Consider the following 25,369-nt stretch of genomic DNA (forward strand, 5'->3'; position numbering starts at 1 on the left):
GATTAAGTGACGATAATGCCCAAGCCAAAAAATTGGACGCTAAAAAGTATTGCCCAAGAGTTAGGCGTTTCAAATGCCACCGTATCAAATGCGTTTAACCGCCCTGATCAACTATCAAAATCTCGCCGCGAGGAGATTTTGGCTGCCTGTAAAAAACTCGGCTACTTTGGCCCTAACAAAGCGGCGCAATCGCTGCGCAGAGGGACCTTTAATATTGTTGCCTTGGTGTTGCCAGACAGTGTTGAATACATGGTATCAGATCCGGTTGCTAGCAGCTTTATGCGGGGCGTATCGGCGGTACTCGAAAAAAATGGCATTAACCTTTTATTATTTTCTGGTAATAGCAATAACCTAAATAGCGTAGTCGATTTTGTAGATGGCTTTATCTGTTATGGCCGCCCTCGTAATAAGCAACTTGTTGAACAATTGAAACAAGTACCAAAACATGTGGTGACGGTTGATTTTAATATCGGTCGCGATGCCTCGGTAAACGTTAATAACCAACAAGCCAGTTTTGATATTGCTAAACACGCACTCCAAAAAAATGATGATCGGGTGGCAATTTTAGGGCTGCGCTTACTTGATAACGACGTACTATGCCGAGTTTACGAGCATCACGAGTTTGAAGCTGGTCAGTCTATCGCTCATCAGCGACTACGCGGTTATCACCAAGCAATCAGTGATGCTGGCATCACCCTTGGTGATGATAGAACATGGAATATTCCAGAAAGTAGTGAGCGTTTTGCTAGTATTGCCGCCAAAGAAGCGCTTAGCAGCACACCAAGACCAAACGTTTTGTTGTGTATGAGTGATTTAATCGCCCTTGCTGCAATGCGTGAAGCATTAAAAATGGGCTTATCTATTCCAGAAGATGTCAGAATTGTTGGTTTTGATGGCATCGATGAAGGACAACGATTTGTGCCAAAGCTTACGACTGTTCACCAAAACAGCGAAGAAAAAGGCCGCTTAGCAGCGACCTTATTTTTATCGAAAGAGCAGCAAACAGCCGAAATCGACTATCAACTGCAATTGGGGCAAAGTAGTTAAGCTAAAAAGTCAGCCAAATCAACTATGCTTTGTTCGCTGTCGCGGTGATCGACAATGAACACTTCACGGCTAGTAAAGTCGACTTTTAACTCAATTGAGCTGGTATCATCATGCCAGCTTAAACGACACACACTGCCTTCACCGTTCACTGTGAATTCACCGTTAAAAGCTGGGTGCTCATTTCGTAATTGAATAAGTTTAATCAATCCTTTAACCACAGGTTTTGCTAGAGCAGCTTCAATATCTTGTGCATTTAAATAAGGACGATTGATATCACGGCCAACATTTGTACGTGCCAGTAATTCCATATCGTTTTCACAAGCGAACAGACCGCCATAATAAACTTGTGGAATACCTGGCGCGAAGAATTGAATCGCACGCGCTAATAGATAATCAAAGTCATCTGCACCCAAGGCATTATAATACGTACAATTTACTTGATATAAATCAACGTTACTGGCTGCAGCCCCTGTTGCAAGGCGACTTTGCCCATCACTTTTTTCATGAATGGTTTCAACCAAGTTATCAATTTGCTCGGCGTTTAGTAAGCCTGGTTTATCACCCATTGGACCTGCGTCAATAATGCCAATGCCATCATGAGTATCAAGCACTGTTAAACAGTTACGCGGTGAAATTGTTAGCCAATTCACCAATGCTTGCGCATCATTGCTAAATAAACTGTGCAAAATAAGCGGTGGAAGTGCAAAGTCATATACCATATTTACACGTTTTGCGACTGCTACCTGAGTTTGATAATGGCTATGAATTTCGGCAATAGTCTCCATACCAGCATCATTTGCCTGTGCTGAAAGCTTATTTAAATACTCAAATGTTTCGTCCAGCATAAAACAGTTAGTGCCTGCTTCTTTGATAGCATAACCAGCGGCGTCTAAACGAATGATGTTGACATTATTATCAGCAAATTTGCCAAGTACAGTGTTTAAATACTCAATGCCTGCTGTTGATTTCACATTAATATCAATTTGGTTATCGGTAAATGTGGTCCAAAAATCATAGGTTTGGCCATCTCCACATTTAATTGGTGTAAAGCAACTACCTGGACGCGGACGATAAATCGCTTTTTGTTCAGCCTCCGACATGCCATTTGGGAATACATCGTCTTTGGTTAGAAATAAATCCCAAAATTCAGATTGTTTGCCTTTTGCTAGCACGTCTTTAAATTGAAACGACTGTGCTGAAACATGGTTAACAATCAAGTCAGCCATCAAATCATAGTTTGCACCAAGCACTTTGATGTCTTCCCAGCTACCAAGACGCGAGTCTACTTCACTATGATCAATAGGATCAAAGCCAGCATCACTGCCATCAATCGGATTATAAAATGGCAACAAATGTACACCTGCAAACACATTGTTAAGTGGGCCATTTAATAAATTACTTAATTCATCAATACCTTGACCGGTAATACGGTCTGCGTAGGTGATTAATTGCACTTTATTGTTGATCATAATTGTTAATACCAAGTTGAAACTTAATCGATTAAGATATATCTTTAACCACGACAGCAAATTATTCAAGCAGTTTTTACAACTTTTATACACTAAGATACATAGTAAAGGTGTAAGCCTTCACATGAGGATACAACAATGAATAGAACACACGATCCTTTGCAAATGATTAGATGGTTGACATACATGATGTTTTTTATGTTTGCCATGACCTCTGATGCGGTTGGTATGATCATTCCTGAGTTAATAAAAGAATTTGACCTCAGCATGACACAAGCCAGTGCATTCCATTATGCCCCAATGGCACTGATTGCTTTTAGTGGCCTATTTTTAGGATTTCTTGCCGACAGTTTTGGCCGTAAACAAACGATAATGTTGGGCCTGGGTTTATTTACGATTAGTTGTTTTTTATTCGCGATAAGCAGCAGCTTTAGCATATTTGTAGTGCTACTTAGCTGTATTGGCCTTGCTATTGGTTTATTCAAAACAGGTGCTTTAGCATTGTTAGGTGATATCTCTAAAAACAATTTAGAGCACACAAAAACCATGAATTTAGTCGAAGGCTTTTTTGGTATCGGTGCTATCGTAGGCCCTGCTTTAGTGAGCTTTTTAATTACGCAAAAAGTTAGCTGGACTTACCTATATGTTATTGCAGGGGTTTTATGCTTAATTTTAACCATTATAGCTTGGCGTGCAGATTACCCTAAACCTAAAAAGCAAGAAGAACACGCAAAACCTGCCTCCCTTGCCACCACTATGAGCATGATGAAAAACCCTTACGCACTTGGCTTTTCTTTAGCGATTGCCCTTTATGTAGCAACCGAAGTGGCTATTTATGTGTGGATGCCTACTCTACTTGGCGATTACACTGGCCCATGGCAATTACTGGCAACCTACGCATTGACCTTATTTTTTATTTTACGCGCTGCGGGACGTTTCTTAGCGGTATGGCTGTTAAATCACTTAAGCTGGCAAGCGGCGATGCTGTATTTAAGCTTAGGGATCGCACTATGTTATTTAGGCTTAATATTTGGTGGTGTTGATTGGGCAATATTCTTATTACCCTTATCAGGTCTGTTTATGTCAATGATTTACCCAACCTTAAACTCGAAAGGTATTTCTTGCTTTGCCGTTCAGCAGCACGGTGCGGTAGCTGGGGTCATCCTGTTTTTCACTGCATTATCTGCAGCTGCAGCCCCACTACTTATGGGTATGATCAGTGATTTCTTTGGCCACATTCGTTATGGGTTTTATCTCGCAACAGGTTTCGCATGTTTACTGTTTTTAGCCATGCTATATAACTACTTACGCAACCCTGCTGAGCAAGCTTTAGCGCAGCACAGTGCATTAAGCCACTAAATAAAAATCGTTAAAAATCAATTATCGAACATAAATTGTGCAAGTTTTTCGCTAAAAAGACTTGCACTGTGTAAAATTATTGTTATCTTTACTTAATCGATTAAGATAACAATTTAGACAACAAACCATCTGGGATTGACACGAGGCACATTATGACAACACACAAACATGCCCTTTACACATTAAGCGCGCTTGCGCTAGCAGTAAGCCAAAACTTACACGCCGAAGAGCAAGCACAACCAGCAGAGGCTAAAAAAAGCGGCCTTGAAACAATCGTCGTAACAGGTGTACCGCGCCGTACAACGATTATGGCATCAAGTTCATCGGTTAGCAGTGTTACATTAGCAGAAATTGAAGTATCAACACCACGCTCTACAGCAGAAGCATTCAGAACAATCCCGGGTGTTCGTTCAGAATCAACAGGTGGTGAAGGTAACGCGAATATCGCAGTACGTGGTTTACCTGTTGCATCGGGTGGTGCTAAGTTCTTGCAACTACAAGAAGATGGCTTACCTGTTATGCAGTTTGGCGATATTGCCTTTGGTAATGCAGATATCTTCATGCGTTTAGATTCAACAGTACAAAGTGTTGAATCAATCCGTGGTGGCTCAGCTTCGACAGCAGCAAGTGACGCACCAGGCGGTATCATCAACTTTATTTCAAAAACGGGTGAGAACGAGTCAGGTAGCGTATCAACCACGGTTGGCCTTGATTATGACTCTATCCGTACTGACTTTGAGTATGGTACGTATTTAAACGACAGTGTGCGCTACCACATTGGTGGCTTTGTTCGCCAAGGTGAAGGCCCACGTGAAACCGGTTATACATCAAATAAAGGTGGCCAAATTAAGGCAAACCTGACTAAAGAATTTGATGCCGGTTATGTTCGTGTTTACTTTAAGCACCTTGATGATAAAAGCGTAGGTTACCTACCTATGCCAATGTACTCAGATGGCGATTCAATCCCAGGCTTTGATTCGCAATCAGATACGCCGCATTCAGCACTTTTCACACAAACTCTGCGTTTAAATGGCGATAACCAAATTAGTACTGGCGATATGACCGACGGTATGAATCCGGTTGTTACCTCAGTCGGTTTTGAAGCGGCATTTGATTTAGAAAACGACTGGCGTATCGAAAACCGCTTTAGAACATCGTCAGTGAGCGGTAACTTTATTTCTCTTATTCCAGCTGAAGTTGCATCTGCAAGCTCTATTGCCTCTAGCATTGCTGGTGATGGTGCATCACTTGTTTATGCAAATGGTGGCTCAGCAGGCGAAGCTTACGGCGATGACGATTTAGCAATGCGTATTCACACATTCGATGTAACGCTAAATGACATGGGTTCAATTGTTAATGATCTTAAGTTAACTAAGTCGTTCTCTGATGACACTAGTGTTACTTTTGGTTACTTTGCATCAAGCCAATCAATTGATATGTCTTGGCTTTGGAACTCGTATGTTATGGAGCTAAAAGGCGACAACGCAGCATTACTTGATGTTACCGCTGCTAATGGCGATAGCTACTCTGATAATGGCTTGTACGCTTATGGTACTCCATACTGGGGTAACTGCTGTCAACGTAACTACGACACAGAATACGAAACGCGTGCACCTTACATTAACTTAGCAACTAAGTTTGGCGATTTAAGCATTGATGCAAGTGCTCGCTATGATTCAGGCGAAGCACGTGGCAACTACGCAGGTGCAGTTACATCTACGATTGATATGAACGGCGACGGTACCATCTCAATTCCAGAGCAAAATGTTGTTGGTATTGATAACGCAAATCCAAGCATTGTTAACTACGACTGGCACTACAGCTCATACTCAATTGGTGCGAACTACCAAATTGACCCAAGTTTCGCGACATTTGCCCGCTTAAGTAAAGGTGGCCGCGCAAATGCAGACCGCTTACTATTCGGTAAAGTAGAAGCTGATGGTTCAGTTGCCGAAGCCGATGCAATTGATGAAGTAAATCAATATGAGTTCGGTGTGAAAAAACGTTTTGATTCACTATCAGTATTTGCAACAGCATTCTACGCAGAAACTGAAGAGCAAAACTTTGAAGCAACATCACAAAAATTCTTTGACCGCGAGTACGAAGCAAAAGGTATTGAGGTTGAATCAACGTACTACGTTGGTGATTGGGACTTCCGTGGTAACTTTACTTGGACAGATGCAGAAATTGCTAAAGATGCGTTATCGCCAGAGTTAGTTGGTAATACACCACGTCGTCAAGCTGACCTAATCTACTCATTAATGGCAACTTACAACTTTGACAAAGGTGCTGCTGGCCTGAGCTTTATTGGTACAACGGATGCTTACGCACAAGACAGTAACGATCTTAAATTTGATGGCTATACACAAGTGAATGGCTTTGTAAGTTACAACCTGTCTGAAAACTTAAGCCTATCGCTTAACGTGAACAACCTGTTCGACACCGTAGGTATCACAGAAGCAGAAGAAGGCTCTGTACCAGATAACGACATTATTCGCGCCCGTACTATTAACGGCCGTACAACGTCGCTTACTTTAAAATATTCTTTTTATTAATACCTCTCCTCCCTCTTTAGCCCAGTATTTACTGGGCTTTTTGCGTTTTATGTATTCTTAGTAACAGCAACAAAAGGGCTTTGTATAAGACTAGGTTGTTGCTCTTTTCTTTTCACATAACTAAACAGTATTAAGCAGCCTAAAGCTAAGCTTACAGCAAGCATTGAACCTAGGCTTGCAAATCTAAAGCTGTGAAACTGTGCAATAACTCCTGTTGCCCCTGCCCCACACATAACCCCTAATTTAATCGCGTTCGTGTAAAACGCCGAGGTAAACCCAATACGCTCTGGTAGCTGATCTTGTAATACGGTTAAACCAATGCCCGCAAAAATACCGTAAAACAGGCCATTTAAAACTTGCAGCGCGATTAAATGCCATACCTGTGTGGCAAAAAACACCCCTAAATAAAATACAATGGCACAACAAAATGCGACTACAAGCATCGAAACCTTACTGTATCTTTTAGCAAGCTTTGCCGCATACAGCATGATAGGAATTTCTAACAGTGCCACAACACCCATAAATAGCCCAGGCGTATGCTCAGCAAATCCTAGTTCAGTAATGCTATAGAGCGGCAGTGCCGATGAATACATAATATTGCCCGTTGAGCCAAGCATAATAGCTAAGCCTAGCAACCAAAATGATAAACTCGCAGCGGCTGCTGGCTCTGAGCTATGTTGTGACTTTTTAGCGCTATAGTCAGGAATGAACTTAAATGCAAAGATAAGCGCAACCAATGCACACGCTGCAGCAAAGTAAAACGAGCGGCTAAACTCTCCTCCCGAGGCTAACAAATAGCCAAGCGGCGGGCCGCCCACCCAAGCAAAAGAAATAGCGGCACGTAAACGCGAATTAAAACTGGTGATGTCGATGTTCTGTTGACGCCCTGCCCATTGCCTTGCCACGGTCATCATTTGCGGAATTGCTGCATTTCCCATAGCTAGAAATAACACGCCCGCAAGTAACACTTGCCAAAATGCAGTGGCATTAGCAAAGGTCACTAACGCACACACCATACCTGATACAGCCACCATAAATAACTTACGTGCACTAGTTCCTTTATCAGCCATACCACCCAGCCACTGACTAATAATTAACCCCGTAATAGTTACTGCTACCATATAAACACCCAAATAAACGGGTGGTGTCTGCAGCCCTTCTATAATGAATAAGCTCATCAAAGGGTTAACGAATGCCCCCATTAATCCCGTTAGCATGCTTAGAAGAATAAAAATTACACCATGCTGTTTAAGCAATGCTTTCACCAACAACCCCACATCAAAACGACAATTTAATAAACAAATTAAAGGGCGCAGATTATACACAGCTTTGCTGTAATTTTCATTTTGTAATACAAATAATAGAGAAGGAGTTTCGCATAATGAAGCTATGCTTTTAAGAAGAGACAATTAACTGTTAAGAACAAACAGTTACTTGCCAATAGGGTTATCCCTTAAGCTGTACTATGACTGTAACAACTTAAGAGATACAGCTTGAACTCGCAATATACTTACAGCTGCGAGAATTGCTTGAAGTGATAAACCAATACCTTTAAAGCGTGCTATTTAGTAATTTATAAAAGCGAGATGTCACCCCGTTTGTCCAGCCAAACCCTTGTTGCACAGTATATTCACCGCCACCGGCTCGACTAACTAAATCACAAACGTTATATTTTTCTAATAAGCACTTATCTTCAGTAAAACGCATTTCAATCATGCTCAACCAATTTTTCATAATTGCCTGCGCTTCACTAACATAACCATAATCAAAGAGCCCTTTTACAGCAAACCACTGCAGAGGAGCCCAGCCATTAGGGCTATCCCATTGTTGTGAAGTACTACATAAGGTTGTTACTAATCCACCCGGTTTTAAAAACTCTGACATCAGCTTTTGCTTTACCTGTTCGGCTTGCCTAGCAGACGCTGCGCCAACAAACAACGGCACCGCTGTTGCCAATGAATCAACCTCACTTTGCTGATTTAAACGAATATTAAAATCTCGATATACCCCAGCCTCACTATGCCAACAATATTGGTCAATTGCTTGCAAACGAAGAGCGGCTAATTCTTCTATGGAATGACATTTTTGATCCTTACCCAGCAGTCGATAAAAGTCTCCAAGTGTTCTTTCAAGGTTATAAAGCAAACAGTTTAGGTCAACTGGGACGATATTGGTGGTTTCAATCGTTTTTAAATCATGATGATCTACAAGCCAGCGACTACTGAAGTCCCATCCTGACTCGCATGCCGCTCGTATATGTTGAAAATAACTTAACTTTTGTACCTCATCGAGACCTTCAGCATCGTGTAAATCTTCTTTTAATGATTCAGGTCGAGGAGTTGTAGAGCTATCCCAATAACGGTTTAAAATTGCGCCATCAGGCATTCTTACAACTCGCTTTATTAAAGGTGTTTGCGTTGATAATTCGCTACAATCTTGCATCCAAAATTGATACTCAGACTCTAAAGCTTCAATAGCACTTGCAAGCCAAGTTAAATCATCCTGATGCTGATATTTAGCTTTCCAAAGCATAGTAAGCATGAGTGCTAATACAGGTGGTTGTGAACGACTACTGTAATAGATTCGATTACCATTTGGTATGCAACCATTACGATTTTGTAGGTCAATAAAGTTATTTACCATTGCTTCTATCGTTGCAAGATCACCAATATCCTCAAGGCCTAATGCGGTAAAATAACTGTCCCAATAATATATTTCCTGAAAACGTCCACCAGGCACAATATAGTCATAAAACAGCGGTAACAATGAGCTTGATAAGTCTGTATCTGCACTGCGGTGTAAGTGAGGCCATAAATCAGCAATATACTGTTGTACTGAAGAAGTATCTATTTTGGCTGTTGGGATTGTTTGGTCGGCAAACATAAAATGAGTCATTACGAACTCACGAAGCTCCTCGCCTCTCAAAGGTCCAACGAGCAAATATAATTCACAAGCACTTTGCCAAGACAAATTAGGAATGGCATCAGCAAACATCTTAGAATCGGCAAACACCTCTTCTAACTGCACATCTTTAAATAATTGACTATCAAGAAAGCTCATAAATACCCTTTATTGTTCAGCTGAAGAAGTTGTATGAGAAAGAGGTTTTAACGTGTGTTTCTTGAACACTGAAACACTCACCAATAACAATGCAATAGGTACCAAAGTTAAATAAAAGGCATGTTGGCCACTAAATTTATCAAATACCAACCCTGTAATAATTGAGCCAGTAGTCCCTCCAAGAGCAGAAAAAACAACTATCAGTCCTGTCATTGCTGCGTGCTGATACTTAGCCAATGAACTCAACATAACTGAGTTAAGTACCGGATAAATCGGTGCCATAAAAAAGCCAATCAGGGGTAACATGAATGCAGCAAGTGGTACATCAAATATTGTTTTTACTTGGCTACCATCAACGTTGTGCGTCATAGGTAATACAAGTAAAACCAGCACAGCCATAGACATTAAGCAACTGATTAATATACTAAACCAATTTAGATAGCGCAGTAATTGACCAGCAACCAAGCGACCTAGCGCAAGCGCCGCAGCAAATATACTTGCTAGTTGAATACTTACATCAACGGGGAGCATTAAAACTTGATTATTAAAAGTAGGTAACCAAGTACCTACTCCCTGCTCGATTAATACATAAAGAAAGGCACTGATAATAAAAATTAACACCAACGGTTTATACGCAAGCCTTAGCATGTCAATAAACGCGTGAATTTGTGAGTAGTGCGAGCCCTTTAATTCAGGTGATTTAATTGGTGCTGTGAAAACAGCTAAAAAGGCTACGGCAACAATCAAGGCAAGCAAATAATACACGTTTAACCAGTGAGTGCTCTGCACATCATTTGGATCGATAAATAAAGCAAAGATCCAATAGCCTGCTAACACACCTAGCATAAACACCCCTTCAATGGTGTTTAGCAACGCTGAGTGCTTATTAGCACTGTCTGTTACCTGGCCAATCACTGAATAAACAGAAATTTTCATCACTGCAAAGCTACAACCAATTGCTGCAAACAGTGCCTTTAGTATCCAGAACTGTGCAATTGTTGGTACAACTAAACACATAACAGCGACAAAAACTAAGGCAGCCAACATCGCGATTTTATAACCAACCCGAGGAATAAACGACGCAACTAAGAATGAAACAATTGCTATGCTTAAGTCTTTAAAACCCTCTAAAACGGATGCGTCTGTTTTAGTCACACCTAAACTATTTATTGCTTGCAAAATAACAGTACCGACACTGTTTAGCATAATAGCAAATACAAAATAGCTGCACGCCAATGCGACTGTTATTCTGATCGGATTCATTCACTCAAACCTAAGATTATTTTTATTTAGTCTAGTTTAGCAATCAAGTAAATGCAAACGTTTGCAAACGCATTTAAACAAATATTTAACAACACCCCAAATCAACGCTGACTGGATTGTCTACAAATTAATTCAATATCAACAACTTGAGAGGTGGTTGTTTGCCCCGAAAACTGCGCTATTAATTTTTCCACAAGAATAACTGAGGCACGCTGCGTATTCTGTTTAATACTTGATAAGGAAGGATGGCTGATATCTGCCATTGCGATATCGTCAAAACCGACTAAAGCGACATCATTTGGAATACTAATATAACGCTCTTTTAACGCTTTCATAGCGCCAAGTGCCACCATATCGCTACATGCCATAATACCGTCAAAATATAGGCCTTTTTCAACCAAGAGTTTATTTATATTTTTGTAAGAAGCGCCGCTTGTAATATCAATAGAAACCACATGAGGTGTGGCTTTCGCACTCGCTATCGCATCTAAATAACCTCGGTGGCGCTCACCTATTTCGGCATGCCCTGGATCGCCTAAGAACAAAATATTCTTGGCTCCTTTATTCAATAAATGCTCAGTAGCAAGCCGACCACCTAAATAATTATCGCTCCCTACAATAGGGTAATTGCTGGGCGATTTAGGATCTCCCCAAACCACTAGGGGCACTCCAGCATCTGCTGCAGCTTCGATATTTGCTTGATTCTTACCCTGCCCAACTACTATAAGACCGTCAGCACGACGACTATTTATGAAGTAGTTGGCCCAATCGTCGCTCGCCATAAATGAGTTTGAAAGCAGCAATTCTAAGCCAAATTTATTCAATGCAAGATTAATTTCGCCAACAACTTTAAGTAGAAAAGGGTCATTTATAGACTGCTCGGTGTCCCCATCTAGGTTAATTATCACGGCAACAACATTGGTTTTTTGTGTTCGTAAACGACTTGCAGCAGTGTTTAAACTAAAATTATGCTGCTTGGCTAAGCGTTGAAGCTTTACCCTTGTTTCCTTTTTAATCAATGGGTTATCATTCAGGGCGCGAGACACAGTTGATGTCGAAACCCCTGCTAATTTAGCCAGATCAGCGAGCTTCAATTTTTTTTCATTCATAATGCTAAAACACTGGGTGCTGTCCTTAGAATATGTGCCAGCAATATAACATCATTTTAACTAAACCGCTGCGTTTCAGCAGATAATATTTTTTCAGTAGCACGCATTTCATACTCTAATCCTGTGTTCAAATTTACAACAAAAAGTTATAAAAACCATTTGCAAACGTTTGCATTGATCTTTATGGTTTAAAAAAGCAAGGCATTAACAATTGCAAAAATCGTTTCAATAACTTGCTTTACACACAAAAGGAAATGGGAACACACAATGATGACAACAACATATACTCGCAGTGCATTAGCCTCTGCAATCCTGCTAGCAATCAGTGGCCAAACTGCAATGGCCGAAGAACAGCCGCAAAAATCAGCAAATGAAAAAGTAGAACGAATTGTCGTATCGGGCACACCTGCCGGTATCGGTGTTCGTAAAATCGACGCTGGTTACGCCGTGACAAACATTGATGCCGATCAAATTGTTAAACTATCGCCAAAAAGTACAGCTGACTTGTTTAAAGCCGTACCAGGTGTGTGGGTAGAAAGTTCAGGTGGTGAATCTGGCGCAAACGTGTTTGTGCGTGGTTTTCCCGGTGGTGGCGATGCGCCATTTTTAACATTGAGCCTTGAAGGCTCACCAATTTACCCTGCACCAACTTTATCATTTTTAGAAAACTCGTCGTTATTCCGTTTAGATGAAACCATTGAAACAATGGAAGCACTGCGTGGTGGTCCAAACCCTGTTGTATCAAACGGCCAGCCTGGTTTAACAACGAATTTCCGTTTAAAGCGTGGTGGTGAATACACCGAAGGTGTTTTCAAATACACGACCTCAGATTATGACTTGCAGCGACTTGATGCTGTGGTAAGTGGTGAGATTTCTGATGATCTATACTTTATGGTGGGTGGTTATGTTAAAAGCTCACCAGGTATTCGTGATGCTGGGTTCACATCAGAAAAAGGCAGCCAGTTCACTATTAATATCACAAAAGAGTTAGAAAACGGCACCATTAATTTATACACCCGTCAAACAGATGACCACGGTGCTTGGTACTTACCAACACCACTGAATGTTGACGGTATTGATGCTGAGTACACGCAACTAGGTACTTTAAATCGCCAAGCAACTATTTACACAGGCCCAAATAATGACGAACGACAAATCGACTTAGGTAAAGGCCGTGGTTGGAAAGGTCATGTTTCTGGCGGTAGTATCAAACTTGAATTTGATAACGGCTGGAGCTTTACAGATCGCTTTAACTTCACCAAGGGTGATGCTAACACATACGGCTTAGTACCGGCAGGCTCTGCAACAACGATTGAAACAGCTGCTGAAACCGGTGAAACGATAACAGGTCCAGTAACAGGTGCAGTAACTGGCACAGAATACGGCGCAGACACGGCGGTGCAAAAAGTTGGCCGTTGGGTGGCATTAAAAGAGATCAGCGCATTCACCAATGATTTAGCGTTTGCTAAAAAGCTTGATAATCTATCGCTGGCATTTGGTTATTACACAGCAAGCACATCAGCAAATGACTGGTGGAGCTTAGGCAATGTAGCGTATCACGTGCTTGAAGCAGGTGGCGAAATGCTAGACGGTTTCGAATGTAATGCAAGTGTTGATGGTTGTGGCTTTAACTACGATATCAATTCAACAGGTGATGCACGCACCAATGCGTTTTACACAACAGCTCAATATAAATTCAACGATGACTTTACGCTTGATGCAGGTATTCGTTTTGAAAACCATGAAGTGGAATACTCAGTTGATGAAGGTCTTGACGGTGTGATCACTCAGTCTGTTCAATATGACGAAAGCAAAACATCGTGGACAACAGGTATTAACTACTCAATTTCCGATGACATGGGCGTATTTGCTCGTGTAAACCGTGGTTACAAAATGCCTTACTTCGACGACTTCCGTGATAACTATGGTGCTTACCAAAATGGCGAAAAGCTAATTAAAGAGGTAACACAAGCCGAGTTTGGTTATAAATTATTAACAGACAGCACCGACTTTTACGCAACATTCTTCACTAACGAAGTAAAAGGTGACACATTTAATCGTCGACCAGGTGACCCATCTGAAATTTTAACCAACGAAGCATACGGTATTGAGCTTGATTATAACTACAACCATGAATCTGGTTTCTCAGTTAACTTAAACTCAACGCTTCAAGAAACTGAAATAACAGAAAGCCCAACTAACGAAGGCAACGAAAGTCAGCGTCAGCCAAAATGGCAAGTACGTTTAACACCAAGCTATGACTTTGAAGTTAGTGACATGTATGCAACCTTGTACGGCACAATCTCAGCGGTTGATGACCGCTACGGAAACAACGAAAACTCAGTTACTTTAGAAGGTTACGAAAAAGTAGACATAGGTTTAATTGTTGAACCTATGGAAGGTATTAAAGTGCAGTTAGCGGTTGATAACTTAACTGACGAACAAGGCATAACAGAAGGTGACCCTCGTAATGCTGATGCACCGAATGGTCGTTACATTATGCCGCGTACTACACGCTTAAGTATTAGCTACGAGTTTTAAAAATAACTCCCTAATCCCTTGATTGTAAAATCAATACCCAAGCCACTGAGTTGTTAAAACCTGTGGCTTTTTTCATTTATTAGTAACTCTAGCAAATGCTCTGCAATAGCTCGATGCGATTCAAGGGTTAAATGTATACCTTCTTGCTGGCAAGGCGGAGCTATTGCTGTGATATCCAGGAACAGCGTTTGCTGTTTCACACACAGTTCAGAAAAAGCCTTAACTAGCTCATTAGACTTTGCAGCCGCTCCCGCATAAATAGATTGATATGCGCCAACTTCATAAACCCTAGGAGCGCTTAGTATTATAATTTTGGGTAAGTCTCGATGTAGATAATATTTCTTTATGTTTGAGATGAGGGCTTCTAGTGCCTTGGCAATATCAGCAACCGAGAGCGCAAAACGGCGCTTTAAATCATTAGTGCCAAGCTGAATAATAATCACATCTAAATGGTAAGCCGCTAGGTAAGGCTCTAAGTACTTAATACCCAGTTTATCGCCACTGAAAGGCGGGTCGTTCACCAGCGTGCGATTAGGCTGGCCAGCTTCAATAACTTGATAGCCGGCACCTAATTTAATACCCAGTAAACTAGGCCAGCGCTCATCAGCAGCAAAGCGCTTACCATCGACGGGGGAAGTACCATAGGTGTTTGAATCACCGAAACATAAGATATTCATTAGAATGGATTCAGTGTGTAACCTTGCTGCTGCAACTGTGCATGCGCCGTCATTGCTGATAATGCCATTTGCACACCAGGAATAAGCTGTTGCTGCTTTACTTTCATGTGCGTTGCAGACTGCCCACACACATACACAACGGTATTATGTGCCAACAATTGTGAGATCAATTGCTGATTTTTATTGTCACTGTCAAAGCGCTGTTTATAAAAACTGTTTTCCAGTACATCAACACTCGCGCCACCATGTACAACTAAAGCAAGTTGAATGTTCTCAGGCTTCACACCATGGGCTATATGCATATTAATGAACCTTGCTAATGAGTTCATTTTGTTATTCTGCGCCCCTTTTTTTGCCGCATCAGCTACATCAAACGCCACTTTGAAAACCGTTTGATCAGAGATTTCTGCATGGTTTGGCACATCATAATAAAAACCAAAACCTTTGATAGCAGGCTCAGCTTGCTCTGCATAACTAAACGAAGATAATAAGGCTAAAGATAAACCTAATAGTGTTGATTTCATGAAAGTTCCTGTTGTTTTTTACTTTAGCCTACCTTGTTTAGACGCGTTTAACTAGCATCAATATGTTGATGCGCTTTAAAGGTCATTCCTAAGTAATTGAAGGTGTTTTTAAACATCTCGATAAACGCGTTAGGTGCGTGTGCAGAACCTGCATTTGACAGCAATGAAAACTGCTTTTCACGCAGTGTTCTCAGTTTTGGCCTTAGCGTTTCATCATCCATATAATCAGTGATCCGGTCTAAAAATGCTTTAAACTGCGGTGTGGTGTTATACCAATATACTGGTGATGCAAGCACCCAATGTTGATAATTTAACAGCGCTTCGAATACCGCATAAAAATCATCATTTTTATATTGCTTGTCATAGCAATAAGGCGAAATAACATAGTCATCTAGGCATACCACATCGCCACCATATTGCGTTTTATAATCATTAACTTGTAAGCTCGTGTTACCCTGTTTTCGCGCACTTGAATAAATAATTACCGTATTTGTTGTTGGTTTTTGTTGCATTACTATCACTCCTTTTTTATGATGTGCGCAGCGTAAAACCTCAAGCTAACTTTAGGTCAATACCTTGGAGCAAATTATGGCAGATAAAAAACTTATTGATGCAAACCTATCTGTTGGCTTTGTCGCAAAACGCAGTGGCGTAAAAGTTTCAACCTTGCATTTTTATGAGTCGAAGGGGCTTATTCGCAGCTGGCGAAATAATGGTAATCAGCGCCGCTATAAACCCGATGTATTGCGCCGAATTGCTGTAATTAAAGCTGCACAAACTATGGGCATAACCCTTGAAAACATTAAACAAACATTAAGCACCCTACCTGATCAGCGTACACCCACTAAACAAGATTGGGCAGCTCTTTCAAAGGTATGGCAAACTCAACTAGATGAACGAATTCAATACATGCAGCGTTTACGCGAGCGCGTTAACGGTTGTATTGGCTGCGGCTGTTTATCAATGGCAAAATGCCCTATCTACAACAAAGACGACTATTTAGGTGAAGAGCACAGCGGCGCTGTGCTTTTAGAAAGAGATTAAAGTTTATAAATTAAACAGCTGTGAAATACTAAGTAAAAATAATAAAAGGAATTTAATAATGGATATAGGAAATAAAAATACCCCAAAGATAACCACCGCATTTAAAACCGTTGATAATAAAGAGCTAAAAAGTATTGGCTTTTGGCTAAACCAATTATTCCTCGTTTTTTCAACTATTTTTGGGGTTTATCTTGCAGCCCAAAGTGGTTTAGAGCAAGCTTTAAAATTCGACTCATTCAGTAAAATGGAAGATAATTATTATCTTAGAACCTCTCTATATGATGAAGTTAAAGATAATGCTGAACATCTCAAAAAATTTGCTAACTTACTAGCAAAAAGCCCGCCTAAGTCCGAACTTGAATATAACAAGCCAACAATCGAAAAGTATATTTGGCAGACCATGCAATATTCCCCCACAACTTTAGAAACGCCTAGTGAGTTCTTAACTGAAATTCGTCGTTTTTATAACAAAAGTCAATTTATAATTGATGCAGCAATCAGTAGAAAAATGTCGGCTAAACATGCTTCAGAGCTGTTAAATGAAGAGGTCGATATCATAAATAACAAGACGCTACCAAACTTAAAAAGCAGTGCATTAAAGCTACAAAATGAGCTGAATAAGAATGGAATACAAATAAGCTCATTAAAAGAAAACTAAAAATAACAAAGTGGGCATGCTATTCAGCATGCCCACTTTGTTATTAATCTAAGCCATTTAAGCCGTCTTTTGCGGCGCGATAAAGAGCACCAAGAGTCGAGTCAAAAGCCCACTTAATAACACTGTATGTTAGTTCTACGGCTTTGCTAACAACTTTGCCAGCAAAGACCAACATATGACCAATGAGGCCTAGTGTTTGTGCAGCAAATGATGCTGATGCTTTCGCTATTTTATCTAAAGTTCGAGCAAGCATGTCGTAAAATGTCAGGCCTGTTCCAATCGCTGCTTGTGCTGCAACAGCACTGTAATAACCAGCGTCTTTTAATAAGGTAACAAGCGCCGCACCTAATTTATCTGCCCAATGTGAATTGAATGATGCTTGATTACGATCTTCAAAATTTAAACGCACAGGTGTATTTAGATAATGATTCGCACGAATAGTCAGGTTACCCCAATCATTACTATTTGCGGTATTGATGTAGCCAGGTGTACCACTGAGTTTGTGGGCAGCACCTTTTAAACCTTGCCCGCTGTCTAAACGAATTTCTTGGCCCTTATAAGGAGCATGAGAAAATGGCCATAACGGCACTTTAGTGACAGGATCGGCACCATGAGTACAACGATAAATCTTATCGATTCTGCCTGTTGCGGCTCTTGAGAAGTTATCTAGACCAACACGAGGAGAACCAAATGTATACAGCTTTACAGGTAACGAATATTCAGCTTTGATCCAATCTGCCGCTAACGTTGCAAGTGCACCACCTAAGCTATGGCCAACTAAATGTACGCATCCTGTTATTTTGTCACGTATATTTGCTGTTACAAACTCTTGCAGGCCCGGCTTCATGGTGTAAAACGTTTTATTAAACCCCGCATGAACCATACTACCGTTTGAACCACCACTTAAACCGAAGTTTGCATCTGTTAAACCATCTCTTAAAGAGGCTGTGCCGCGAATTGTGATAACAGAATCACCTTGAAACTCATTTTTTCCGTGTGCAACTAAACCAAAGCCTGTGCTTAAGCCAAATAAATGAGAGAAAAACCCACCCGACACACCTTGTACAGCACTTGGGTTAATTGAGAAATTAAAATTATTTCGCAAAGATGCATGCAATGAGTGATTAAGTAAATTTGTTGTTTTAATACTTTTTGCTTTATAAGCAAGCTCAGCGAGTTGCACCGCTTGAGTAGGCGTCAAGGTATTCATATAAGTTCCCTTTGTATGAGTCGTTTTAGGTTAAAGTTTACATGATGTATAAATCGCAAAAGTATGGCTTGTATCTTCTTCGATAGGAATATCGTATGTTTGTGGCTCTTTAGAGATATCGCATTTTAAATCAGCAAGTAATCGTTTGAGGGTTTTACTGTTTTCATGAAGTGAAACAAGTGTATACCACAATACTATTCCCTCTGGCGTGCCATTCTCTAAATAAATGTGCTGTACCAATGAGTCATTATCGAACATGTTAGCTGGCTTACTGGTTTTAATTGTTTTTTCTGAAAACGTAAAATAGCCCTGTTCATCAGTTACTGTTTCGTCGATATATTCATCACCGTAAGTAAGTGAACGCATCACTTTGGTATTTGCAACAGGTTTTCCATCATCAAATAACTGCCCTTTTACAGGAGCAGACAAAATAAAATCACTTTTATTAAAGAAACCAAACATATTCGCAAATACCTGTGTTGTAGTGAATAAAAAAAATAACGTAGCAATTAATATAGCTAAATGACTAATCCTTGATGAAAACACACCAAGCCTCCTTGCAATGCAATTTATGGCAACAAAAACCTTATTATGCTGATTTATACATTATTAATTCACGCAGAATAAAAAAACAAAACAGATACAAATAATAACTGATAAATAAACCTACTTGCAAGGTTAAAAAATCAGACTTGAGTACTAAAAAACACTGCATATATAATTTTCACGATAATAGCTAATCCTATTCCCATTGATAATACATATGCATAGAAGAAAGCAATAGCGCCGCCAGAGGGATCATTTACTTTATCAATTGCTATACACATTGAGCAGAAAATAAAAAATATGGCTATATTTATAAACAAGCCAAGAATAAAACTGCCATCAACGAGTGGAGATATACCTATTAACGCAGCCGCAAGTATCAAGAAAGTACCTGATAATGCTGGCTTTAACTGAAAGCGAAACTCGAGTACTTTAAGTAAAAATGTAAAAACCATTAAACCTAAATAGTAAAATGAAGGCCAAAATAGCTGATAAAATGGCTCAACTAACTGATCAGTATCAGCAATTGTTGTCTGAACTTCTGGTGAGTCTGTAAATAATGAAATTAACCAATATATAACGCCAAAAATAAGCAGCCACGACGTCACAAAACGCAAAGTTAGGATGATATCCAATGGCCTTTTGCCCTTTGACTCTAAAGTTTTAGCGAGTGTTAAACCTAATAGTGTGACGCCACTTAACATCCCAACTGCGAACCAAAACTGCTCCATGTAAAAATAAGCAACACTAGGCGTGATACCCAAAAGACCAAAGTTAAATAGCATGACAGTTGAATCTTGCGAGTCTTCATTAAGATCAACTTCTTTTGCAAATAACGCAAAGTAAATAAACAATGGCTGTAACAGCAGCATAAAAATGCACGCATTCATTAATGACATAAACCTTCCTTGTTCTTTGTTTACCTAAACTCTGACTTTTGTAGATTACTGATTAATTCTTTGAAAATAAGGCTTAAGCTTTAAAAGTCCTGACTCAAGTTCAAACTTTTGAATGTTTGGATTGGTGGATTTTAGGCCATTAACTAAATGACTATGGATCATCGTAGCCATCCCCTCAAAGCCCGCTGGCGCACTGGCTAGCAAGTCTTTTAATAAGGGTTGAATAAGAACCTGATGTTCTTCGATTAAGTCCGGTTTGTTATAAACATCGTTAACTAGTTGAGTGAGTGTTTGTTGATGTTGTTGTTCCATACTGTTTCTATAGCGCATTTAATAGCGTTTATAGCTCCTTGCTGTGAGATTAAACTTCTTGATTTATAATAGGTGAATAAAGCCCATGAGTTTTAAATTAGCGTATATGGGCTTCATACAATATGACCTTGTTTAACTAATTCCAATATAAGGAGATACTTTTACTGCTGCTATTACTAACTGATTGAGTTTCTCTAGCATCCAATAAAGTATTTTCTTCACTTTGGAATAGGTAATATCAACCAAAGTAACGCCAGACTTACCAACAAAGTTAAGTATATGGCCTAGCACCCCTTTACAATCTTCTGCATATTTCGAGGACATTTTTGATATTTCAACCAAGCTACGCGCTAAAGCATCATATATAGTCAAAGTACCAGCAACGACACCTTGCGCTAATATGCTAGTTATTTTGCCACTCTCTCGTAAGAGCGTTAATAGTGCGCTCGTGATTTTATCTGCCCAGTGAGCATTAAATGATGCATGATGGCGATTAACATACTTTAAACGTGTCATCGTCAAATTAGATAATGAGCCTCTTTCCATACTTTTATAGTCTGGGTAACGAGATGCGGTATTAATATAACCTGGTGCATTCCCTGCCATTTTGTGAGCAGCCCCCGTTAAAGAAACACAAGTACTAAGCCTATACTCGCTCCCAGCATGTACAAATGGCCAAACAGGTACCATAGGGACAGGATCACTCCTGTGTACTGCACGGTAAATACCATTTAAATTTGTTTCAGTTTGAATCGCAAATGGGTTGCAACCGACTCTAGGAGCACCAAATGTGTATAACTTTACCGGCACCTTAAATTGCGCCTTAATCCAATTAGCAGCCAATGTTGCAATTGCTCCGCCTAAACTATGACCGACACAATGAACTGGTCTGCTACCTAATTTACTGAGTATTTTTGATAATTGTGGTTTAATAGATTCAAAAGTACGATTAAAACCTGCATGTACGGCTTTATAGTTTGGCCCCACCGTCATTCCGCAATGTAAATCTGTTAGTGTGTCAGCAATGCCTGCAGTACCACGGAAAGTAATGACAATTTCATTTTCATAAATACCACCGTTTCTTCCTTCACCAATATACCCAAAGCCACTACTATGATTTAAAACATGCTCCAAACAGGTTCCAGTAACCCCTTTTAGTGATGACTTACTGTTAAAAAGAAACTGCTTTGCCAGAACTATAGGTACATCTAACTTACCTGTAAGACTTTCATAAGCAAATTCGGCAAGGTTAACTGCCAATGTTGGGCTCAACGTTTTCATATTCATCCTTAAATAGAAAAGTTAACTACTAAAAAATTGTGTTCCATCATCCTCAAGTTCAAAAACTTCAAAATCATTTTCCCACCTGCAAATACTTAACCCATCGAATTCCAAACTCGGGTTTTTCTTATTGGGAAAAGTGAATCGCACTTCTTGTGAACTTAAATCTCCATTCAGGGTAAGTAATTTTTCTTCTATCTCTTTGAATGGTTCAATACCAAGTTGTTTTGTGTTCCATAAAACATACGCTTCTTCATTACTTAAAATTGTAATGCGTTGTAATACAACATCGTGAACAAACATATCACCAGGCTTTTTTGACGTTATTAAAATTTCAGGCATTGAAAAATAGCCATTAGCATCTGTTACCGTTTCATCAATTTCAACAACTGAGTGAGCATAAGTTAACTCACGACGTATCCTTGCTCCATTTACCGGCTCTCCATTATTCAAAATACAACCCTTGACCTCAGAGCACATATGAATGTCGTATTTTTTTATCAACCCAAACATACACTTAAACCTCCCTTTAATTTATGACTGAAAGAATTTGTTACCTTCTCGGTATTATAAGTTTTTAGCTAAGATGCTTTATCCCTGAAAATTATATGGTATTACTTTCGATTCTGATTTCTATTGCGGAACACTTCTTGCTCAATTGCTGAACGAGCCTCTTTTATATCCTTAAAAAAATCAAACTGATATTGAACTAAGTTTTGGTATTTTTCACTTTTAATTATATAAAACGCGAGTAACATCAATACGATATTGATAGCAGAAGCTATTTTATAGGTAGCTCCATCAATTAATATAAAAGCAGGCATACAAATAAGTGCTAAAAATAACGCGTAATACTTTAAAATTTTTGCACACGTATAAGAGCCGTGGCTCACTTTAAAGTTTATTAGACAAAACGCTGTACCAACAGAAAACAAAATACCGATAATCCATTCAGGCTCGGCACTAAAATATTGCGTTAAGAAAGTCATTCCAGAAAAAACAGTTCCCAAAAGTAAAAGCACGGTAACAAATAAAAATGACCGCAATAATTCCCAAGGTGGAAATATCGACACTCTATAGTTTTTTGACACTATTTACTAAACTCCTCATAAATTCCAACAGCAAGAGAGTTTACACCCCCTGATAATGCACTTCCGCTAAAGCTAATAGATGCACCTACAGCATCTTTGATTTGCAGCTTTAAAGCTTGTGTAATCTGTAGTCCACTATACCTTTTAGGAAATTGCCCTGTTCTGACCATTCTTTTCAAAATATTATTAGACACTCCAGGATGATTCATCCTAATTATATCCTGCGTTAAACGCTTCCTTTCACTACGAGTAAGCCCTTTTAGTAATACATCTGTACTCTTGTTTGTATTTGCTTTTAATAATTTCACAGCTTTTAATGTTGCAGCCCCCGCAGCTGCTGCACCTGCTAATGAAATCACATCTAACGCCATGGTTACATTTTGATACCATTCTTTAGAGTCGTACAAATCATTTAACTCTGGATTTACGCTTTCGTTATAAGTTCGTACCCCTCCGTTAATACATTGAAGTGAGCTTGCCGTACTTGCTGCTACAGCCAAATAAGTAACTGCTGAACTTGTCCCTCCAGAGAGTGGAATTGCAGCAGCACTTCCAAATACAACGATCCATCCTAACACTGCAGCGCTACAGCTTAAGACTGTGCCAGCAATTTCACCGACTAAACGAGATTCTCGTACATTGTTTTGACTATTTTTAAGATGGCCTGCAAACTCAGCCTGATTCATATTTCTAGGCTGTTCACGAAGTACTACTTTGGTGGGGGCTAAAGACGTGCCACTATAAGGTCTTAACTCTACGACAGTAAAACTTGAATCTATATATACAACCCCGGCACCTGCCAAGCCAGGTATCTTATCGATACTTTTAAAAAGCCGCTCTTGATCCATTTCAAAACTAAGGCGTGCTCTTAACCCCCTTTCTTTGTATCGATGATAGTCACTATTGAACATTATTGAATCCTTTCTTTTCATTTAACTTCTATTAATTCACCCAAATCATTCTACAAATTTTATTTGAAGTATATTCAAGCCTTCTGCTCTAATGGGTATAGTATGGTATTAATTTACTAAAGTATCCCAAGCTTTCATTTTATGGTTAATTCTGAACCAAATGGTACTTTAAGAGTTTCTCGTACATATACATCTTTAGTCACAGGAGTAATTCCAGATAACAAAAAGAAAGTATTTAAATCTAAATAAACGGTCAACTCTCCTTCAACAGCCTCAAATGGGTTATTATATAAATCGCCCGAATTTTTAAAGCCCAATATATCAAAGCAACCTTCGATATCATTTAAATCTAAGTTTAAGTTTCGTAGAAACCCAAAGTGTTCATCACCATCATCACTTGAGGGTAGATGAAATAAGAAAACCCCTTGTTTTGGTACATTATATTTCTCAATACAGTCCTTACATAACCATGAGCAAGTATAATAGTCATCAGTAATTCCTATAACGTAAGGTACTGGCTCAATTTCCATCCTTCTATCAGCCTTCTTTTTTAAATGCCGACACACTTTTATAGGCTTGTTAAAGGGGTCAGGAGCATTGTCATAGCGACTCATTTAATTTTCCTGCTTTTAGATTCAATATTCTAGAATTCAGTTTATAGATTATTAATTTTTAACCCAATTGCATTCCATATGCTAATACCAAACTGCGCTGAAAATTAACCAAACAAGCATAAATATTAACACTGGAGCAACCTTGAAAATGACTTGTGGCAGATAAGTAGATTGATTCCAAGTAACTAGAACCCTATCCTTTTTAGGTAATTCTGACACCACCCTTAGATAAGCAACCATATACACTACAGAAGCGATTAGCCAAAGTAATATACCGGCACTTTTGGCTAACTCAGCAGCGTATAACGAAATAGGGAAAGGTATAAGAAATACGGCAACATATATGAGCGCATAAAGTTCAACTTTACACTTTTGTTCATCATTAAAAAACAAATCATTCCCCTGCATAAGTTAACACTCTTAAAATAGTGAATTTTATCACTATTTTAGCCACATGCCTTTCATCACCTCACGGCAAGCCAAAAAAACAAGCCAATAACTCCCCTCTCAAAAATAAGCGAATTAAAATAAATTTTAAATATGCGACTTTACATATTATTTACAAAACACAAAGACAATAAAAATAAATTAAAATACTTTTCAGCTTTCTCTATAATATTCCACACACTTTTTGATTCCAATTAACTTACTCAATACAAAAATACCAAAATGCAATCAATAATTAGTAAAAAAGTTCAGGAATATTTAGCAGCTATTTTTTTCATCTCTTCTAACAATCCACCTTTTAACATGTAATTAGGTATATCCCACCTTTGAGGTGCTATGTTAGAAATATAGCTTTTCCTATTTCCGTTCCAAATATTCAACCCAGGTAGGTTTTCAGCACAACAATGAATCATTGCATTAATACCAATCGTCTCTCCATCAAACTCAGCCGATATGCTTCGCTCAAAGTTTGAAAACCCCCCTTCACTTTTCTTTTTAAAAAAGCCATTTTCTATTTTATCAATTATCCAAGGCAATGCAGTTAACGGGTATTCAGACTGCGTATATCTTCTTATTTTTTTCATTTTAGAATAGAAGTTAGAGGACACGATTAAATAATCCCCTTTTTTAATAAGTAAGTTTCTTTCATCTTGAAACATCTCATAATTAAGAGCCAAAAGTACTACTTCATCACTCTGCAAATTTTTATGATCAATTAGCCCTAAAGGAGACTTTATTATATCCTTCACTGT

General features: G+C 39.3%; 25 protein-coding genes. 6 read left to right on the forward strand and 19 right to left on the reverse strand.

Annotation, left to right across the window (positions count from 1 at the left end):
• The first annotated feature begins 15 nt into the window (after positions 1 to 15).
• Positions 16 to 1,047 carry a LacI family DNA-binding transcriptional regulator gene (locus tag QL229_RS11645; RefSeq protein WP_135926874.1) on the forward strand — a complete coding sequence of 344 codons (1,032 nt, stop codon included), beginning with the start codon at positions 16 to 18 and terminating at the stop codon, positions 1,045 to 1,047.
• Here QL229_RS11645 and gtfA read toward each other — a convergent pair.
• Entirely contained in the window at positions 1,044 to 2,516 is a 1,473-nt protein-coding gene (gene gtfA / locus QL229_RS11650; RefSeq protein ID WP_138557125.1) for a sucrose phosphorylase, read from the reverse strand. The genes QL229_RS11645 and gtfA overlap by 4 nt on opposite strands.
• Positions 2,517 to 2,654: 138 nt before the next feature.
• Between gtfA and QL229_RS11655 the strand changes: the two genes are divergently transcribed.
• Together QL229_RS11655 and QL229_RS11660 are read left to right on the forward strand one after the other, a co-directional pair.
• A complete protein-coding gene (locus QL229_RS11655) occupies positions 2,655 to 3,875 on the forward strand; it encodes an MFS transporter (protein WP_135926872.1) in 1,221 nt (406 codons plus the stop codon).
• A gap of 152 nt (positions 3,876 to 4,027) precedes the next feature.
• A complete protein-coding gene (locus tag QL229_RS11660; RefSeq protein WP_138557124.1) occupies positions 4,028 to 6,430 on the forward strand; it encodes a TonB-dependent receptor in 2,403 nt (800 codons plus the stop codon).
• 47 nt (positions 6,431 to 6,477) lie between these two features.
• Here QL229_RS11660 and QL229_RS11665 read toward each other — a convergent pair whose 3' ends face one another.
• The 4 genes from QL229_RS11665 to QL229_RS11680 form a co-directional block, all read right to left on the reverse strand.
• Positions 6,478 to 7,695, reverse strand: coding sequence for a sugar efflux transporter (locus QL229_RS11665; protein WP_249930192.1), 1,218 nt, complete (start codon positions 7,693 to 7,695; stop codon positions 6,478 to 6,480).
• 286 nt (positions 7,696 to 7,981) lie between these two features.
• Positions 7,982 to 9,490: a trehalase family glycosidase gene (locus QL229_RS11670; RefSeq protein WP_138557123.1), complete on the reverse strand. Its 1,509-nt coding sequence runs from the start codon at positions 9,488 to 9,490 to the stop codon at positions 7,982 to 7,984.
• Between the two features lie 9 nt (positions 9,491 to 9,499).
• The gene (locus QL229_RS11675; RefSeq protein ID WP_253040139.1) at positions 9,500 to 10,753 is read right to left on the reverse strand and encodes an MFS transporter; all 1,254 of its coding nucleotides are present in this window, start codon (positions 10,751 to 10,753) and stop codon (positions 9,500 to 9,502) included.
• Positions 10,754 to 10,854: 101 nt separating this feature from the next.
• Complete coding sequence (locus QL229_RS11680) at positions 10,855 to 11,862, reverse strand: substrate-binding domain-containing protein (protein ID WP_138557121.1); 1,008 nt, start codon at positions 11,860 to 11,862, stop codon at positions 10,855 to 10,857.
• Between the two features lie 270 nt (positions 11,863 to 12,132).
• On the opposite strand from QL229_RS11680, the gene QL229_RS11685 reads away from it, so the two are divergent.
• Positions 12,133 to 14,403, forward strand: coding sequence for a TonB-dependent receptor (locus QL229_RS11685; RefSeq protein ID WP_281546924.1), 2,271 nt, complete (start codon positions 12,133 to 12,135; stop codon positions 14,401 to 14,403).
• Between the two features lie 53 nt (positions 14,404 to 14,456).
• Here QL229_RS11685 and QL229_RS11690 read toward each other — a convergent pair whose 3' ends face one another.
• From QL229_RS11690 to QL229_RS11700, 3 genes are read right to left on the reverse strand one after another with little or no spacing between them, the layout of a single operon-like run.
• Positions 14,457 to 15,080 (reverse strand): GDSL-type esterase/lipase family protein, encoded by a 624-nt coding sequence (locus QL229_RS11690; RefSeq protein WP_138557120.1) that lies wholly within the window; start codon positions 15,078 to 15,080, stop codon positions 14,457 to 14,459.
• The gene (locus tag QL229_RS11695; RefSeq protein WP_138557119.1) at positions 15,080 to 15,604 is read right to left on the reverse strand and encodes a DsrE family protein; all 525 of its coding nucleotides are present in this window, start codon (positions 15,602 to 15,604) and stop codon (positions 15,080 to 15,082) included. The genes QL229_RS11690 and QL229_RS11695 overlap by 1 nt, the downstream gene beginning before the upstream one ends.
• A gap of 47 nt (positions 15,605 to 15,651) precedes the next feature.
• On the reverse strand, positions 15,652 to 16,116 hold the full coding sequence (locus tag QL229_RS11700) for an NAD(P)H-dependent oxidoreductase (protein ID WP_135926865.1): 465 nt from the start codon (positions 16,114 to 16,116) through the stop codon (positions 15,652 to 15,654).
• A gap of 76 nt (positions 16,117 to 16,192) precedes the next feature.
• On the opposite strand from QL229_RS11700, the gene soxR reads away from it, so the two are divergent.
• Entirely contained in the window at positions 16,193 to 16,648 is a 456-nt protein-coding gene (soxR, locus tag QL229_RS11705; protein WP_171040398.1) for a redox-sensitive transcriptional activator SoxR, read from the forward strand.
• A 58-nt stretch (positions 16,649 to 16,706) separates the two neighbouring features.
• Positions 16,707 to 17,306: a hypothetical protein gene (locus QL229_RS11710; RefSeq protein WP_249930191.1), complete on the forward strand. Its 600-nt coding sequence runs from the start codon at positions 16,707 to 16,709 to the stop codon at positions 17,304 to 17,306.
• Between the two features lie 43 nt (positions 17,307 to 17,349).
• Here QL229_RS11710 and QL229_RS11715 read toward each other — a convergent pair whose 3' ends face one another.
• The 11 genes from QL229_RS11715 to QL229_RS11765 form a co-directional block, all read right to left on the reverse strand.
• Positions 17,350 to 18,516, reverse strand: a complete 1,167-nt coding sequence (locus QL229_RS11715) for a lipase family protein (protein WP_138557118.1) — start codon at positions 18,514 to 18,516, stop codon at positions 17,350 to 17,352.
• 30 nt (positions 18,517 to 18,546) lie between these two features.
• On the reverse strand, positions 18,547 to 19,062 hold the full coding sequence (locus QL229_RS11720; RefSeq protein WP_281546920.1) for a DUF6795 domain-containing protein: 516 nt from the start codon (positions 19,060 to 19,062) through the stop codon (positions 18,547 to 18,549).
• Between the two features lie 140 nt (positions 19,063 to 19,202).
• The gene (locus QL229_RS11725) at positions 19,203 to 19,961 is read right to left on the reverse strand and encodes a hypothetical protein (protein WP_138557117.1); all 759 of its coding nucleotides are present in this window, start codon (positions 19,959 to 19,961) and stop codon (positions 19,203 to 19,205) included.
• A 45-nt stretch (positions 19,962 to 20,006) separates the two neighbouring features.
• Positions 20,007 to 20,273, reverse strand: coding sequence for a hypothetical protein (locus QL229_RS11730; RefSeq protein ID WP_135926863.1), 267 nt, complete (start codon positions 20,271 to 20,273; stop codon positions 20,007 to 20,009).
• A 132-nt stretch (positions 20,274 to 20,405) separates the two neighbouring features.
• Positions 20,406 to 21,554 (reverse strand): lipase family protein, encoded by a 1,149-nt coding sequence (locus tag QL229_RS11735; protein ID WP_171040396.1) that lies wholly within the window; start codon positions 21,552 to 21,554, stop codon positions 20,406 to 20,408.
• Between the two features lie 21 nt (positions 21,555 to 21,575).
• A complete protein-coding gene (locus tag QL229_RS11740; RefSeq protein WP_348649193.1) occupies positions 21,576 to 22,067 on the reverse strand; it encodes a DUF6795 domain-containing protein in 492 nt (163 codons plus the stop codon).
• 101 nt (positions 22,068 to 22,168) lie between these two features.
• Entirely contained in the window at positions 22,169 to 22,645 is a 477-nt protein-coding gene (locus tag QL229_RS11745) for a hypothetical protein (RefSeq protein ID WP_138557114.1), read from the reverse strand.
• Positions 22,645 to 23,556 carry a hypothetical protein gene (locus tag QL229_RS11750; protein WP_138557113.1) on the reverse strand — a complete coding sequence of 304 codons (912 nt, stop codon included), beginning with the start codon at positions 23,554 to 23,556 and terminating at the stop codon, positions 22,645 to 22,647. Before QL229_RS11750 ends, QL229_RS11745 begins: the two co-directional genes overlap by 1 nt.
• Before the next feature lie 134 nt (positions 23,557 to 23,690).
• On the reverse strand, positions 23,691 to 24,170 hold the full coding sequence (locus QL229_RS11755) for a hypothetical protein (protein ID WP_138557112.1): 480 nt from the start codon (positions 24,168 to 24,170) through the stop codon (positions 23,691 to 23,693).
• Between the two features lie 81 nt (positions 24,171 to 24,251).
• Complete coding sequence (locus QL229_RS11760; RefSeq protein ID WP_138557111.1) at positions 24,252 to 24,578, reverse strand: hypothetical protein; 327 nt, start codon at positions 24,576 to 24,578, stop codon at positions 24,252 to 24,254.
• A gap of 287 nt (positions 24,579 to 24,865) precedes the next feature.
• Positions 24,866 to 25,366 (reverse strand): hypothetical protein, encoded by a 501-nt coding sequence (locus tag QL229_RS11765; RefSeq protein ID WP_138557110.1) that lies wholly within the window; start codon positions 25,364 to 25,366, stop codon positions 24,866 to 24,868.
• Positions 25,367 to 25,369: the final 3 nt, after the last annotated feature.

Origin of the sequence: Pseudoalteromonas sp. PAR1, from assembly GCF_947311895.1 — a bacterium.
GTDB lineage: Bacteria > Pseudomonadota > Gammaproteobacteria > Enterobacterales > Alteromonadaceae > Pseudoalteromonas > Pseudoalteromonas lipolytica_C.

What these genes read in the sequence shown, in the direction of transcription:
- QL229_RS11680 (WP_138557121.1), bottom strand. Translation starts at nt 11,862, where the DNA reads ATGAATGAAAAAAAATTGAAGCTCGCTGATCTGGCTAAATTAGCAGGG.
- QL229_RS11740 (WP_348649193.1), bottom strand. Translation starts at nt 22,067, where the DNA reads ATGTTTGGGTTGATAAAAAAATACGACATTCATATGTGCTCTGAGGTC.
- QL229_RS11755 (WP_138557112.1), bottom strand. Translation starts at nt 24,170, where the DNA reads ATGAGTCGCTATGACAATGCTCCTGACCCCTTTAACAAGCCTATAAAA.
- QL229_RS11735 (WP_171040396.1), bottom strand. Translation starts at nt 21,554, where the DNA reads ATGAAAACGTTGAGCCCAACATTGGCAGTTAACCTTGCCGAATTTGCT.
- QL229_RS11675 (WP_253040139.1), bottom strand. Translation starts at nt 10,753, where the DNA reads ATGAATCCGATCAGAATAACAGTCGCATTGGCGTGCAGCTATTTTGTA.
- gtfA (WP_138557125.1), bottom strand. Translation starts at nt 2,516, where the DNA reads ATGATCAACAATAAAGTGCAATTAATCACCTACGCAGACCGTATTACC.
- QL229_RS11670 (WP_138557123.1), bottom strand. Translation starts at nt 9,490, where the DNA reads ATGAGCTTTCTTGATAGTCAATTATTTAAAGATGTGCAGTTAGAAGAG.
- QL229_RS11690 (WP_138557120.1), bottom strand. Translation starts at nt 15,080, where the DNA reads ATGAATATCTTATGTTTCGGTGATTCAAACACCTATGGTACTTCCCCC.
- QL229_RS11750 (WP_138557113.1), bottom strand. Translation starts at nt 23,556, where the DNA reads ATGTTCAATAGTGACTATCATCGATACAAAGAAAGGGGGTTAAGAGCA.
- QL229_RS11645 (WP_135926874.1), top strand. Translation starts at nt 16, where the DNA reads ATGCCCAAGCCAAAAAATTGGACGCTAAAAAGTATTGCCCAAGAGTTA.
- soxR (WP_171040398.1), top strand. Translation starts at nt 16,193, where the DNA reads ATGGCAGATAAAAAACTTATTGATGCAAACCTATCTGTTGGCTTTGTC.
- QL229_RS11660 (WP_138557124.1), top strand. Translation starts at nt 4,028, where the DNA reads ATGACAACACACAAACATGCCCTTTACACATTAAGCGCGCTTGCGCTA.
- QL229_RS11725 (WP_138557117.1), bottom strand. Translation starts at nt 19,961, where the DNA reads ATGTCATTAATGAATGCGTGCATTTTTATGCTGCTGTTACAGCCATTG.
- QL229_RS11695 (WP_138557119.1), bottom strand. Translation starts at nt 15,604, where the DNA reads ATGAAATCAACACTATTAGGTTTATCTTTAGCCTTATTATCTTCGTTT.
- QL229_RS11715 (WP_138557118.1), bottom strand. Translation starts at nt 18,516, where the DNA reads ATGAATACCTTGACGCCTACTCAAGCGGTGCAACTCGCTGAGCTTGCT.
- QL229_RS11700 (WP_135926865.1), bottom strand. Translation starts at nt 16,116, where the DNA reads ATGCAACAAAAACCAACAACAAATACGGTAATTATTTATTCAAGTGCG.
- QL229_RS11655 (WP_135926872.1), top strand. Translation starts at nt 2,655, where the DNA reads ATGAATAGAACACACGATCCTTTGCAAATGATTAGATGGTTGACATAC.
- QL229_RS11685 (WP_281546924.1), top strand. Translation starts at nt 12,133, where the DNA reads ATGACAACAACATATACTCGCAGTGCATTAGCCTCTGCAATCCTGCTA.
- QL229_RS11710 (WP_249930191.1), top strand. Translation starts at nt 16,707, where the DNA reads ATGGATATAGGAAATAAAAATACCCCAAAGATAACCACCGCATTTAAA.
- QL229_RS11730 (WP_135926863.1), bottom strand. Translation starts at nt 20,273, where the DNA reads ATGGAACAACAACATCAACAAACACTCACTCAACTAGTTAACGATGTT.
- QL229_RS11760 (WP_138557111.1), bottom strand. Translation starts at nt 24,578, where the DNA reads ATGCAGGGGAATGATTTGTTTTTTAATGATGAACAAAAGTGTAAAGTT.